We start from the raw sequence: 13,531 nt of genomic DNA, 5'->3' as shown, positions 1-13,531 counted from the left end.
ATGATTTTTACCAAATTGAAATTATTGAAAATATAAAAATGAAAAAAACAATTTTACTCAGCGTAATGTTTCTTGGTTCTTTAGTTTTTGCACAAAAAGCAGATTCACACACAAAAATAGGAGGAGGTAAAGATGCTCATGGGTGTTTGGTTTCTGCAGGGCAAACCTATTCTCAAATTCAGAAAAAATGTTTACAGTCGTTTGCTCAAAAAGTAAAATTAGTAGAGCAAAATCCTACGGAAAGTTACACTAAACAAACCGGAGTTATATTCAGTAAGGATATGAAAAAAGCGGAAATATTTCTTCCGGATGGTAAAGAAAATAGCATGATTCTTTCTAAAAGCGGTAAGGAATCTGTTTGGAAAAAAGGTGAATATGCGCTTTCGCCAGAGGGAAAAGGATATGAACTTAAAAAGAACAATGTAGTTATTTATAAATAATGAGTGTTGCTCATTAAATTTAATAATCAATAATCATACATGAAAAGGACAATATTATTTAATACATTATTTTTAGGTTCATTAGTATTAGCACAAAAAACGGATTCTAAGATACCTGGAAGTGATAAAGATGTTCACGGATGTGTTGCTTCTGCAGGGTATATCTATTCTCAAGTCAACAAAGACTGTATCAGACCATTTGAAGAAAAGATAGAATTGGAGGGAAAGGATCCAGAGTATACTTCTATTCAAAGAACAGCTATTATTTTCAGTAAGGATATGAAAAAAGCAGAGATTTTTATTCCGAACGGTAAAGAAAGTAGTATGGTCCTTACTAAAAAAGGGAAAGAGTATGCTTGGAAAAATGGTGATTACACTCTTGTTCCTGTTAAAAAAAGATATGAAATCAGAAAAAAGAATGTCGTTATTTTTAAATAACGAGTACAGTTCATAAAATTTAATACATTTTAAATATCAAAAATAAACTCATGAAAAAAACAATTTTATTCAGCGCGATGTTCCTTGGTTCTTTAGTTTTTGCTCAGAAAGCTCCTATTGTTGGAGGAGATAAAGATGCTCACGGATGCAAAGGTTCCGCAGGTTACACGTATTCACAGATTAAAAATGATTGTGTCAGAACATTTGAACAAAAAATTAAATTGACAGAAGTGAAACCAAAAGGAAGTTCCACATCAATGGCTGCTGTGATTTTCAGTAAAGACATGAAAAAGGCAGAAGTTTTTCTTGCTGATCAAAATTCAGGGAGTTTAATTTTGACAAGACTCGGAAAAGGAAAAGCTTGGAAAAATGGAGACTATGTTTTAGTTCCTTTTAAAAAGAATGGATATCAACTTAAAAAGAATAACGTTGTTGTTTATCAATAGTAAAATATAAAATAGGAAGTCAATTTGACTTCCTATTTTTTTAACCTAAAATTTAAATATAAAACTATCCTGCAACAACAGCTTCCTCCGCATAAACAACACCTTCGTAACAAGCGTTGTAGATTGCTTTTAATTCTTCTAATGAAGGAACTCTTGGGTTAAATCCTGTACAAGGATCTACCAATGCGTTGTTGGCGATATAATCTAGATTTTTGTCCCAATCTTCTCTTGAAATTCCAAATTCTTTGATTGCTGATTGATTGTTAATTTCAGAACGTAGCGTTTCAATAGCCTGTGCTAATTCTTCAGTGGTTTCTTTACCGATTACTTTTGCCAAATCAGGATAGCGTTCGGTTGCCTGAGCATTAAAACGAATCACATTCGGTAAGAAAATCGCGTTCGAAGCTCCGTGAGGAATTCCGTACAATGCACCTACTTGGTGAGATAAAGAGTGAACAATTCCTAACCAAGCATTGTTAAATGCTAAACCTCCCATGAAAGAAGCGTCATGCATATTCTGACGAGCTTGGATGTTGTTTGGGTTTTCTACGACTTCTTTTAAATTATCAAAAACCAATTCCAATCCTCCTTTAGAAAGAGCATCAGCGATATTATTTTCGATATTTGAAACATAGGCTTCCACGCAGTGTGTTAAAACATCAAGACCTGTATTAGCGGTAACATGAGCCGGCATTGAAGCACAGATTTCACCGTCAATAATCGCAATGTCCGGCGTTAGTTCGTAAGATACAATTGGATATTTTACGCCTTTTTCACGGTCTGTAATTACGGCCAAACCTGTAGTTTCAGTTCCTGTTCCGCTAGTGGAAGGAATGGCAATGAATTTAGCTTTATTTCTTAAAACAGGCACTGTGAAAGGCTTGATCATCGCTTCGAAATCCGCATCAGGATATTCATAAAACACCCACATGATTTTTGCTGCATCAATTGCAGAACAACCTCCTAAACCGATGATCCAGTCTGGTTGAAAATTTTGAATCATTTCAGCACCTTTCATGCAAGTTGCAGATGAAGGATCTTCTTCCACACCTTCGAAAATTTGGGTTTCGATTCCTGCTTCTGTAAGATAAGCAATCGCTTTATCCAACGTTCCGCTTTTTCTCATCGAGCTTCCACCCGTTACAATTACAGCTTTTTTACCTTTGATATTTTTTAATTCGTCAAGACTTCCCGCACCGTGGAAAACTTCTCCTGCTATAAATAATTTGCTCATTTTTATTCTTTAATTATAATGATGCAAAATTAAAGAGGGCAGAAGCAATGATGTTATACACATAAGACTATCCGATATACATTTGCGCCAACTCTTGTTGAAGTTCTGTAGGAGTTTCCTTCAATTTGGCCTTAACAAATTTATTAAGTGCTGATGGAGAATTAAAGCCCAGATCAAAAGCAATTTCTTTATGGCTGAGGTCTGAAAAGAGAAGCTGACGTTTGATTTCTATAAGAATTCGATTGTGAATCGCCTGAATGGCTGTTTCGCCACAATGTTTTTTCGTGATTGAGTTCAGTTTTTTAGGCGTAATGGCTAATTCTTCTGCATAATATTGAACGGTACGCTGCTCTTTATAATGCTGATTGAGTAATTTTTTGAAGCGAACATAAACAGGTTTGTCAGCAGTTTCTTTATGCAAAATAGGATGAAGTCCGTGAATGGATTCTATCAATGCCAATAAGAAAATTTTAATATGAAATCTCGCCTGTTCCTTTTTAATAAGACTCGGTTTTTGGTAAATTCCTTTGATGATTTCAATGGCATGTAAACTTTGTTCAAAATCTTCGGGAGAAAGAATTGTGCAGTTCAATTGGGTAGAAAGATTGACATTATACGTACTCAATTCATTCTTTAAAATATCGGAACAAAACAGTATTTCTTCAAACAGGATGATTTTTCCTTTCAAATCATCACTTGATTCTATAATAAAATGAAACTGCTCAGGAAATACCACAGAAATTTTTCCGGCTTTCAGAGAATGTATTTTATCTTCAATCTGAATATGTAAACTTCCTTTCTCAATAACAACAATAAAAAAATGATCTTTTTTATGAGGTTTTAAATAGTCTTTCAGGTTTTCTGTAGTTAAATCAAAAGCCCGAAAAGACAGGTTTTTATCTTCTTCTTTCTGAATGTTTTTTTTGATTTCCAGTTTCCTCATGCCTCCTGTAATTTATTGTTTTAAAAAAGGCAAATGTAGAATAAAACATGCTGTATTCCCAATGTTTTGATCACCGGAAAGCTTGAATTTCTTGAATTAGAAGCTTAATCGCGCTATCCACTCATACTCCTCACGCCAACCCATGCCAACGCTCAAAGCCTTTCACTCTCCAGCTCCGTGTTGCGGGGTAACCGTTACTATCACGGCTAGGGCATTTGTCATACTTTTCAACAATCATCATCACTATAAAGTTTGTCATCCTGGAAGAATATCAACAGTGAAATTCAAAAAAAAGATAGAGGTTCTTCACTTCATCGCGTTCCATTCAGAATGGCAGATTCATAAAATATTCCGTGATAAAAGAATAAAACGATTTATTTGCAATCCTCATTTTCACTAAACCTAACAGGTTTCAAAAACCTGTTAGGTTTGTCTTAACTCCACAAAAAACGAATTGCTTATCAACAATTCGAAACGTCTGATTTTTAACTTAAAAAATTTAACCTAAAAAAATTATAAATCAACATAGAACATCATAGCTAGGCAATTTTCCGACAATATAAAAAGCGTTCATTGAGCGGAGCGAAGTTAGCCTGTACTGAGCTTGTCGAAGTAAAGTAATCTCAATAAAAAATATTCTTGGTCAATCCTAGAAGAATCTCAACGGCTGAAATGATATTGGACTACTTAAAAACAGCAAGCCATTCAAAAGAACGGCTTGCTGTTTTATATAACTTTCATCAACTAGGAGATGAAATATTATTTGATTCCCAATTTTGCTTTTACTGCAGCCGTAATATCATCACTGGGATTATAGTATCCAATACTGTTGTTACCCTGAGATTTTGAGGTGTCAAAAACATAAACGAGACCTTTTTCTTTGGCAACCGCAGCAATAGCATCGGCTACCTTCTTCTGAATAGGAGCAAATAGCTCATTTTGTTTATCAGAAACATCTTTGCTAGACTTTGTTCTCAATGCTTCAATTTTACCTCCAAGATCCTTCAATTCAGTTTCTGTATTTCCTAATTCTTTTGTTAGCTTATCTTTGTTGGCGGCAGTTAGTGTTTTCTGCTTATCCTGAGCTGTTTTCAATTTGGCTTGAAATTCATTGACCATTTTGTCGATTTCAGCTTGCTTTGTTTTACCAAAATTTTCAGCAGCGGTAGCAGCTGTTTTTACTTCAGAATAGTTAGTAAAAATAGCATCAGAATTTACATGACCTAATTTTTGCTGTGCATGAAGTAGATTAGTGATTAATAATAATCCGGCTGAAAATGCAATAATTAATTTTCTCATTTGTTTTTATGAATTTTTTTCAAATTTATAATATAATATTACATATTGCCAAAAATACAAAGGTTAAAGTATTGTAAATGTGTTTGTTATTTGTTAAATTAGTGTTTGGTGTTTAAATTTTAAACCATTTAATTAAATATGCATGAAAATATTTTCATGAAATAAAAGGCTGGTATCAATTTTCATCTCTCAACGAAAATCCGTATTTTTGTGCATCTAAAAGTAAAAGAAGAATGAATTCCTACAAAAATCCATTGGAAGAGCGATACTCCAGTGAAGAAATGTTATTTAATTTCTCACATAATAACAAATTCCGTACTTGGAGACAGCTTTGGATCGCTCTTGCAGAGATCGAAAAAGACCTTGGTCTTGAAATTTCTGACGAGCAGATTGCTGAGTTGAAAGCCAATGCTGAAAATATCGATTATGATAAAGCAGCAGAGTATGAGAAAAAATTCCGTCATGATGTTATGGCTCACGTTCACGCGTATGGTGATGTGGCACCTTCAGCAAAAGGAATTATACATTTAGGAGCTACTTCGGCTTTTGTAGGAGATAATACAGACTTAATTCAAATCCGTGACGGATTATTAATTTTAAAGAAAAAATTAGTAAACGTAATGAAAAACCTTGCGGATTTTTCTATTCAATATAAAGATCTTCCAACGTTAGGATTCACGCATTTTCAACCGGCTCAGTTAACGACTGTTGGAAAAAGAGCAACCCTTTGGTTACAAAGTTTGGTTCTTGATATCGAAGAACTTGATTTCTTCTTAGAAACTCTACGTTTCAGAGGAGTTAAAGGAACTACAGGAACGGCTGCAAGTTTCTTAGAGCTTTTCAATGGAGATTACTCTAAAGTGAAGCACTTAGATAAAGAACTTTCAAAAAGATTCGGTTTCGATAAAGTATTTGGTGTTTCTGGTCAGACGTATGACAGAAAGATTGATGCAAAAGTTGTGGCGTTATTAGGAAATATCGCTCAGTCTGCTCACAAATTCTCAAACGATTTACGTTTACTTCAAAATCTTAAAGAAGTTGAAGAGCCATTCGAGAAAAACCAAATCGGTTCATCGGCAATGGCTTACAAACGTAACCCAATGAGAAGTGAAAGAATTGGAGCGTTGGCAAAATATGTAATGTCTCTAACAACAAGTTCTGCAATGGTAGCTTCAACACAATGGTTTGAAAGAACATTGGATGATTCTGCTAACAAGAGATTAACAATTCCTCAGGCATTTTTAGCTGTTGACGCTATTCTATTGATTTGGAATAACATCATGAACGGAATTGTTGTGTATCCAAACAGAATCAACAAACATATTGAAGAAGAGCTTCCTTTCATGGCGACAGAATACATCATTATGGAAGAAGTGAAAGCTGGTGGTGACCGTCAGGAAATTCACGAAGTGATCAGAGTTCACTCAATGGAAGCTTCTAAAAAGGTAAAAGAAGAAGGTAAAGAAAATGATCTGATTGAAAGAATCTTAAATGATGATTCATTAAAATTAGATAAAACGAAATTAAAAGAAGTGTTAGATCCTAAAAACTTTATCGGTTTTGCTCCGATTCAGACGGAAGAATTCATCAACAATGAAGTTCAACCTATTCTGGATGCAAACAAAGACCTGATTGGGTTGGAGGCTGATCTTAAAGTATAAATCAATATGCAGTCTTTTTGGCTGCATTTTTTACTTTGTCAAAGTTTAAAATTTTTGTCAAAGTTTTGTGGAAATTGAATTTTTTATGACATTTTTATCTATCTGTAGTTTATCCTGAGCTTGTTGAAGGATTCTTGTTTAAGTCGAACTGCAAAGATTTGTCAATAAAATAAATTTAATTAAAAGTTAAAAATAAATCTAATAAATATCTGGCATCTAATGTCTAATAACAAAAGAATTTTCGTAGAAAAAAAAGGAGTTTTCGATGTGGAAAGTCCGAAAAACTTTGATGAAGTAAAAGCGGTTGTTCCGTCAATCAAAAATGTAAAAGTGTACAATGTGTACGATATCTTTAATTTGAATGACGGTGAATTCGAAAAGGTTGTTAACAGCACTTTCGTAGATCCTGTTACGGATATTTTGCATGAAGAAAACCCTGCGAAGGGAATCTATTTTGCAATGGAATTTTTGCCTGGTCAATATGATCAGCGTGCAGATTCTGCTCAGCAGTGTATCGCTTTACTAACAGAAAATGAAAAATCTAAAGTAAGAAGCGGAAAGCTAATTGAATTTGAAGGGGTTTCTGATGCTGACATAGTAAAGATAAAAGACCTTTTAATTAATAAAGTAGAATCTCAGGAAAAAGATTTAGCAGTATTAAATATTCCTGCAGATGAAATTCCATCAAAGGTTTTAATTCACGAAGGTTTCATCAATTTTGATGATGCTCAATTAGAAGATTTTTACAATAATCATGGTTTTGCATTAGGCTTAGATGATTTAAAATTCATTCAGGAGTATTTTAAAACTGAAGAGAGAAATCCTACGGAAACTGAACTGAAAGTTTTAGATACGTATTGGAGTGACCACTGTCGTCACACGACTTTTGAAACAGAATTGTCAAATATTGAATTTGAAGGACAATTTAAACATACATTGGAAACTATTTTCAATGATTATATTGAAAAAAGAAAATTCCTAGGAAGAGAATTGAAGCCTATTTCTTTGATGGATTTGGCAACAGTTTGCGGAAGGTATTTCCATAAAACAGGAAACTTAGAAAACCTTGTTGTTTCTGACGAGATCAACGCTTGTACAATACAAATTGAGGCGGAATACGACGGTAAAAAAGAACCTTGGTATTTATTATTCAAAAACGAAACACACAATCACCCAACAGAAATTGAACCTTTTGGAGGAGCTTCAACATGTTTAGGAGGCGCAATCAGAGATCCATTGTCTGGAAGATCTTTTGTATTCCAAGCGATGAGATTAACGGGTGCTGCTGATGTTTTAGAAGCAGTTGGCCAAACATTGCCAGGAAAGTTACCTCAAAAAACAATCACAAAACAGGCGGCGAACGGATATTCTTCTTATGGTAACCAAATCGGTTTGGCGACTACAATGGTTTCTGAAATCTATGACGAGGGCTACAAAGCAAAAAGAATGGAAGTTGGTTTTGTTACCGGAGCCGTTCCTGTAGACTGGGTAAGACGTGAGAAACCTGAGGTTGGTGATTCTATTATCATTTTTGGTGGTGCAACAGGTCGTGATGGTGTTGGTGGAGCAAGTGGAAGTTCGAAAGAACAAGATGAAACTTCTATCCACACCATGAGTTCAGAAGTTCAGAAAGGAAATGCTGTTGAAGAACGTAAAATTCAGAGATTATTCAGAAATCCAGAAGTAACGAGATTGATTAAAAAATCAAATGACTTCGGAGCCGGAGGTGTTTCTGTAGCCATTGGTGAAATTGCAGATTCTCTGGATATTAATTTAGATGTTTTACCTTTAAAATATGAAGGATTAAACGGAACTGAGCTTGCTATTTCTGAATCTCAGGAAAGAGTAGCAGTTGTTGTTGATCCAAAAGATAAAGAACAGTTTATCAAATTCTGTGAAGATGAAAACATTGTAGCTGTTGAAGTGGCAAAAGTGACAGATTCAGGAAGAATGCAGATGTTCTGGAAAGGCGATAAAATTGTTGATCTTTCAAGAGCGTTTTTGGATACCAACGGATGTGCTAAAAGTCAGGAAGTGAAAATTACACATCTTGAAGAAGTAAATGAAGAAACTCAATCATTCAACGAAGAGAATTTCTTAAAGATTTTAGCAGACAAAAATGTAGCTTCTCAAAAAGGATTGTTGGAAATGTTCGACGGATCTGTGGGAGGAACTACGGTTGCGATGCCTTTAGGAGGGAAATATCAGCAAACGTTGATGGAAGGAAGCGTTCAGACGTTACCCATCCTTGGCGCAAAAGATATTGAAACAGTTTCTTTAGCAAGTTGGGGATTTGATGCAGGGATTTCTAAGCAGAATTCACTGTTAGGATCTTCTTATGCGGTGGTAGAAAGTGTGGCTAAGATCGTTGCGATGGGTGGCGATTATAAAAATATCAGATTAAGTTTCCAGGAATATTTTGAAAAATTAGGTCAGAATCCTGAGAAATGGGGGAAACCTTTAGCTTCATTATTGGGAGCTTATGATGCGCAGATCAATCTTGGATTAGCTGCTATCGGAGGTAAAGATTCAATGAGTGGAACGTATCAGGATCTGAATGTTCCGCCAACGTTGATTTCTTTTGCTTGTGCTAATGGAGAAAAGAAAAATATTATCTCTCCTGAATTTAAGAATGAAGGAAATAAATTGTATTTCTTCAATCATATTGCTCAGGAAAACGGACTTCCAAATTACGAAAGCTTAAAAGCTGTTTTTGAATTTATTTTTGAAAATATCAAAGCCGGAAAAATTGTTTCTGTGAAAACAGTGAAGGAAGGCGGAGTTGCGGTTTCTCTTGCAAAAATGAGTTTCGGTAACAGATTAGGAGCTGAGATTACGATTGATGATAGCGTTTTATTAGCTAAAAATATCGGTAGCTTAATTATTGAATCTAAAGAAGAACTAAGTTTTGCAGCATTACAATTAATTGGTGAGGTTAAAGATTCGAAAGTTATTACAATTAATAATGCTGAATTTGCAATTGAAAAACTTTTAGCTGCAAATACAAACACATTTGAAAATCTTTTCCCAACGATTGAAAAAGAAAAACTGACGGTTGAATTGGATTCAAAACTGAATTCAATCAATCCGAGAAATATCATTATTAAAAAACATGGAATTGCTCAGCCAAAAGTATTCGCTCCGGTTTTCCCGGGAACAAATTGCGAGTATGAAACGCTAAATGCATTCCAGAAAGAAGGAGCTATTGTTAGCAGCTTACCACTGAAAAATATAAGTCACCAATTGCTTGAAGAAAGTATTGATGCTTGGGTGGAAGAAATCAGAACTTCTCAGATCTTAGCATTCTCAGGAGGTTTCTCTGCGGGTGACGAGCCGGATGGTTCTGCGAAATTCATCGTAAATGTTTTGAAGAACGAAAAGATGAAAAATGCCGTTCATGAATTATTAGAAAGAGACGGAATGATCATTGGTATCTGTAATGGTTTCCAAGCTTTAGTTAAATCTGGATTGTTGCCTTACGGACAAATCAAAGATCTTGATGAGAATTCTCCAACCTTGGCTCATAATGCCATCAGAAGACATATTTCTCAGATGGTGAATGTAAAAGTGGTGAACGATGAAAGTCCGTGGTTGAAAGGGATGAAAGACCAAGTGTTTACCATTCCAATTTCTCATGGGGAAGGTCGTTTCATGGCTTCACAAGAAGAACTTGAAAAGCTATACAAAAACGGACAAGTTGCCACTCAATACATTGATTTTGATGGAAATATTGCACACGGAATGCCGTTTAATCCAAATAACTCATTATTCGGAATTGAAGGAATTACGAGTCCATGCGGTAAGATTTATGGTAGAATGGGACATCCTGAACGTTTTGCAGAAGGGTTGATGAAAAACATTCCTACTGCGAATTATCACAATATATTTAAAAATGGAGTTGAGTACTTCAAATAACAATAAACGGAAAAGGACTGTCATTAATGGCAGTCATTTTTCAAATCTGGCAGGTTTCTACGAAGAAGTTTCCAAGGTCTTGACGAAGGATATTAACTGGAAAGTCGGAACATTAGACGGCTTCAATGATATCTTATACGGCGGTTTTGGAATTTTTGAAAATGATGATGAGGTAGAAATCCTTTGGGAAGAGTCTGAAAAGTCCAGAAAGGATCTGGGATTCGAAGCAACAAAAGAATTTTACGAAAATAAAATCAAACAAGGAAAACCTTTTAATGTTGAATTGATTCAGGAAAAATTGAATAAATTGATTGAGGGAAAAGGACAAACGTTATTTGATGTTTTGCTTGAGATTATAGAAGAACACAAAAATATTGTACTAATTTTGAATTAAGTTGAACCATTAAGGAGAATTAAGTTTTTAAGTTTAGTTAAGCTTAAATTACGAAAACTAACAAAGCTAGTATAGGCGATGTCATCCTGAGCATAAATTGAAGGTTTACGAACGTAGTTCACGAAGGATCTTAATAATTCTTAACTAAAATCTTAATGGTTTAAAATCAAAATCTTTAATAGTAAAATAAATGAAGAAAATAATATATGGTTTATTCTTTGGTGACAGCATCACCTACGGAGAATATGACGGTGTTTTTGGAGGTTGGGTTGATATTCTGAAGAGGTATGCATTGCAGAAATATAACGAAGGTGCAAAAGACGAATTGATACTTTTTAATCTTGGAATTGGAGGAGAAACAACTGAGGGTTTGATAAAAAGGATTCCGCATGAATTAAGGGCAAGAAATTCTGCTGATGGAAATATTGTTTTTATCGGTTATGGAGCAAATGACTTAGCGATAAAAGAAGGGAGTCAAATGGTAAGTCCTGAGCAATTTAGAAATAACATTCAAACTGCAATTCAACATGCGAAACAATATTCCAACGATATTTATTTGATAAGTATTTTACCGTTTTCTAAAACTGTTGATGGGCTGGTGGCAACTTCAGGAAAATTGAGAACCAATGAAGAAGTTGTGATGTATAATAAGATTCTTAAAGATATCTCGATTGAAGATGGATCAATTTATATTGATTTTTATTCTGCGTTTTTAGAAGATAAAGAATTTTTGCTATCAAAAGATGGAGTTCATCCTAACGAAAAAGGCTATGGAATGATGGCTGAAATTGCCCTGCCAATCATTGAAAAATATTTAGATTTTAAACACAAATAATCATTAATTTTTTCACAAATAACACAATCATCTGCGTAAATCCGTGAAATCTGTGGAAGAAAAAAGCTTTAGCCAGAACTTTGTATCCTCAATATAGGCTAGTTTGTTTTCTCGGGATGACAAAATCAATCAAAAGATATATTTCCAATACACCAAAATTCCAACAATAACAGATAAAGCCGCCATCAAAATAACCGCTCCCGCAGAGATATCTTTAATAAAGCCTATTCTTTTATCAAAATCCGGTTGAATAAAATCACATATTTTTTCAATGGCAGTATTGAAAATTTCGGCTGATAAAACACCAAAAGATACGATCAAAATTAAAGCAGTATCAAGTGTGGAAAGTTGTAAATAAAAAATTAATATAAGATTAACAATGAACGCCAGAAGTTCTAATTGAAAATTTCTTTCAGATTTTATCATTAAAAAAACACCTCGAAAAGCATTCAGAAAACTTTTATGAATCGGTGGTTTTCGCATAAATGAAAAGTTTATTTACAAATATAATTAATTGCTTGAAGAAAATCCTTATCTTTATTCCTTTATGATGTTTTATCATAAAAAACCAAAGTAGAGGTGATGTGGATAATCTTTTGATGGTTGTTAATAACTCTCAGGATTATATTTTTTAATCTATTTTGTATTTATTATATTTGTAAAAATTTATTTTTAAATCTATGAAATTTATTATTTCAAGTGGAGAACTGCAGAAAGCTTTGCAAACTGTAAGTGGCGTAATATCAAGCTCTCAATCGAGACCTATTTTAGAAAATTATCTTTTTGAATTAAACGGGAATAATGTTACTATCACTGCATCTGATGGGGAAACTACTCTTGTTACTTCTTTGGATGTTAAGTCTGATGATTCGGGTAAATTTGCTGTTCCTGCTAAAATTTTTCAAGATTTTATCAAGACATACGGCGAACAGCCTTTGACGTTGTCTGTAAAAGATAATGATGAGGGAACGGGAAGTCAGCTTGAGATTTTAGATGAAAAAGATAATTTCGCAGTAGCTTTAGATAATGCTGATGATTATCCGGAATTGCCGGAATTTGATGCTGCTCAAAGCGTTACAATGTCTGCGGGAGTTTTGTCTGAAGCTCTTACGAACACTCTTTTCGCAACAAGTAATGACTCTCTTCGTCCTGTAATGACGGGAGTTCTTTTCCAGTTTGGAGAAAATGAAACAAACTTTGTTTCTACAGATTCTCACAGATTGGTGGTGTACAAAAGAATGGATTTGATGAATCCTGAGCCAATGGAATTCATCATGCCTAAAAAACCTTTAAATATTTTCAAAAATATCTTAGCAAGCTCTAATGAAGATGTAACCATCGATTTCAATGAGAACATGGCTAAGTTTACTTTTGGTAAGCATATCTGGATTTGTAGATTGATTGATGGGAAATATCCTAACTATACAGCGGTAATTCCTAAAGAAAACCCGAATGTATTAACAATCAACAGAAATCTTTTGTTGGGAGCAATTAAGAGAGCATCTATTATGTCTAATAAATCTACGAATCAGGTTAGATTTAAATTGTCGGCAAACATTCTTCACCTTCATGCAGAAGATACAGAATATGCAAACAAAGCAGACATGCAGATTCCTTGCGATTATAATGGTGAAGATATCAACATTGGCTTTAGCTCTAAATTCTTAACTGAAATGTTAACGATTTTAAGTTCAGACGATATTACAATGAAGATGTCTCAACCGAACAGACCAGGAATTATTGAACCGTTGGATGGTCTTGAAGAAAATGAAAATATCTTAATGTTATCAATGCCAGTCATTGGATTGTAATATTTGATTAGATAAAAATATAAGAGGTTCTGAATTTTCAGGATCTCTTCTTGTTTCTAATAAGTAAAAATTAACAAAACTATTTGTTTTAAGTTAGTTCTAAATTTCGATATTT

12 protein-coding genes are annotated in these 13,531 nt (G+C 34.1%); 8 read left to right on the top strand and 4 right to left on the bottom strand.

Annotated features, from left to right (window positions below; genetic code table 11):
• The first annotated feature begins 38 nt into the window (after nt 1-38).
• From BUB80_RS11445 to BUB80_RS11435, 3 genes are read left to right on the top strand one after another with little or no spacing between them, the layout of a single operon-like run.
• Nucleotides 39-440, top strand: coding sequence for a hypothetical protein (locus BUB80_RS11445; RefSeq protein WP_073293093.1), 402 nt, complete (start codon nt 39-41; stop codon nt 438-440).
• 39 nt (nt 441-479) lie between these two features.
• Nucleotides 480-878, top strand: coding sequence for a hypothetical protein (locus tag BUB80_RS11440; protein ID WP_073293058.1), 399 nt, complete (start codon nt 480-482; stop codon nt 876-878).
• 50 nt (nt 879-928) lie between these two features.
• Nucleotides 929-1,324 carry a hypothetical protein gene (locus BUB80_RS11435; protein ID WP_073293057.1) on the top strand — a complete coding sequence of 132 codons (396 nt, stop codon included), beginning with the start codon at nt 929-931 and terminating at the stop codon, nt 1,322-1,324.
• Nucleotides 1,325-1,388: 64 nt separating this feature from the next.
• On the opposite strand, the gene BUB80_RS11430 is transcribed toward BUB80_RS11435, so the two are convergent.
• The 3 genes from BUB80_RS11430 to BUB80_RS11420 form a co-directional block, all read right to left on the bottom strand.
• Nucleotides 1,389-2,558: an iron-containing alcohol dehydrogenase gene (locus BUB80_RS11430; RefSeq protein WP_073293056.1), complete on the bottom strand. Its 1,170-nt coding sequence runs from the start codon at nt 2,556-2,558 to the stop codon at nt 1,389-1,391.
• 67 nt (nt 2,559-2,625) lie between these two features.
• A complete protein-coding gene (locus BUB80_RS11425) occupies nt 2,626-3,501 on the bottom strand; it encodes an AraC family transcriptional regulator (RefSeq protein ID WP_073293055.1) in 876 nt (291 codons plus the stop codon).
• A 759-nt stretch (nt 3,502-4,260) separates the two neighbouring features.
• Entirely contained in the window at nt 4,261-4,800 is a 540-nt protein-coding gene (locus tag BUB80_RS11420; protein WP_073293054.1) for an OmpH/Skp family outer membrane protein, read from the bottom strand.
• A 233-nt stretch (nt 4,801-5,033) separates the two neighbouring features.
• On the opposite strand from BUB80_RS11420, the gene purB reads away from it, so the two are divergent.
• The 4 genes from purB to BUB80_RS11400 all read left to right on the top strand — a co-directional run bounded on the left by purB (nt 5,034) and on the right by BUB80_RS11400 (nt 11,605).
• Complete coding sequence (purB, locus tag BUB80_RS11415; protein WP_066757272.1) at nt 5,034-6,461, top strand: adenylosuccinate lyase; 1,428 nt, start codon at nt 5,034-5,036, stop codon at nt 6,459-6,461.
• A 219-nt stretch (nt 6,462-6,680) separates the two neighbouring features.
• Nucleotides 6,681-10,376: a phosphoribosylformylglycinamidine synthase gene (locus BUB80_RS11410; RefSeq protein ID WP_073293053.1), complete on the top strand. Its 3,696-nt coding sequence runs from the start codon at nt 6,681-6,683 to the stop codon at nt 10,374-10,376.
• Complete coding sequence (locus tag BUB80_RS11405; RefSeq protein ID WP_073293052.1) at nt 10,354-10,770, top strand: barstar family protein; 417 nt, start codon at nt 10,354-10,356, stop codon at nt 10,768-10,770. Before BUB80_RS11410 ends, BUB80_RS11405 begins: the two co-directional genes overlap by 23 nt.
• Before the next feature lie 190 nt (nt 10,771-10,960).
• Nucleotides 10,961-11,605, top strand: a complete 645-nt coding sequence (locus BUB80_RS11400) for an SGNH/GDSL hydrolase family protein (RefSeq protein WP_083547144.1) — start codon at nt 10,961-10,963, stop codon at nt 11,603-11,605.
• Between the two features lie 129 nt (nt 11,606-11,734).
• On the opposite strand, the gene BUB80_RS11395 is transcribed toward BUB80_RS11400, so the two are convergent.
• A complete protein-coding gene (locus BUB80_RS11395; RefSeq protein ID WP_073293051.1) occupies nt 11,735-12,088 on the bottom strand; it encodes a diacylglycerol kinase family protein in 354 nt (117 codons plus the stop codon).
• A 197-nt stretch (nt 12,089-12,285) separates the two neighbouring features.
• Here BUB80_RS11395 and dnaN point away from each other — a divergent pair, with 197 nt between their 5' ends.
• The gene (dnaN, locus tag BUB80_RS11390; RefSeq protein WP_073293050.1) at nt 12,286-13,416 is read left to right on the top strand and encodes a DNA polymerase III subunit beta; all 1,131 of its coding nucleotides are present in this window, start codon (nt 12,286-12,288) and stop codon (nt 13,414-13,416) included.
• Nucleotides 13,417-13,531 lie beyond the last annotated feature (115 nt).

It is taken from the genome of Chryseobacterium polytrichastri (assembly GCF_900142445.1).
Classification (GTDB): Bacteria; Bacteroidota; Bacteroidia; order Flavobacteriales; family Weeksellaceae; genus Chryseobacterium; species Chryseobacterium polytrichastri.
Note: the sequence above shows the minus strand (reverse complement) of the source record. Positions and strands in the feature narration are given on the sequence as shown.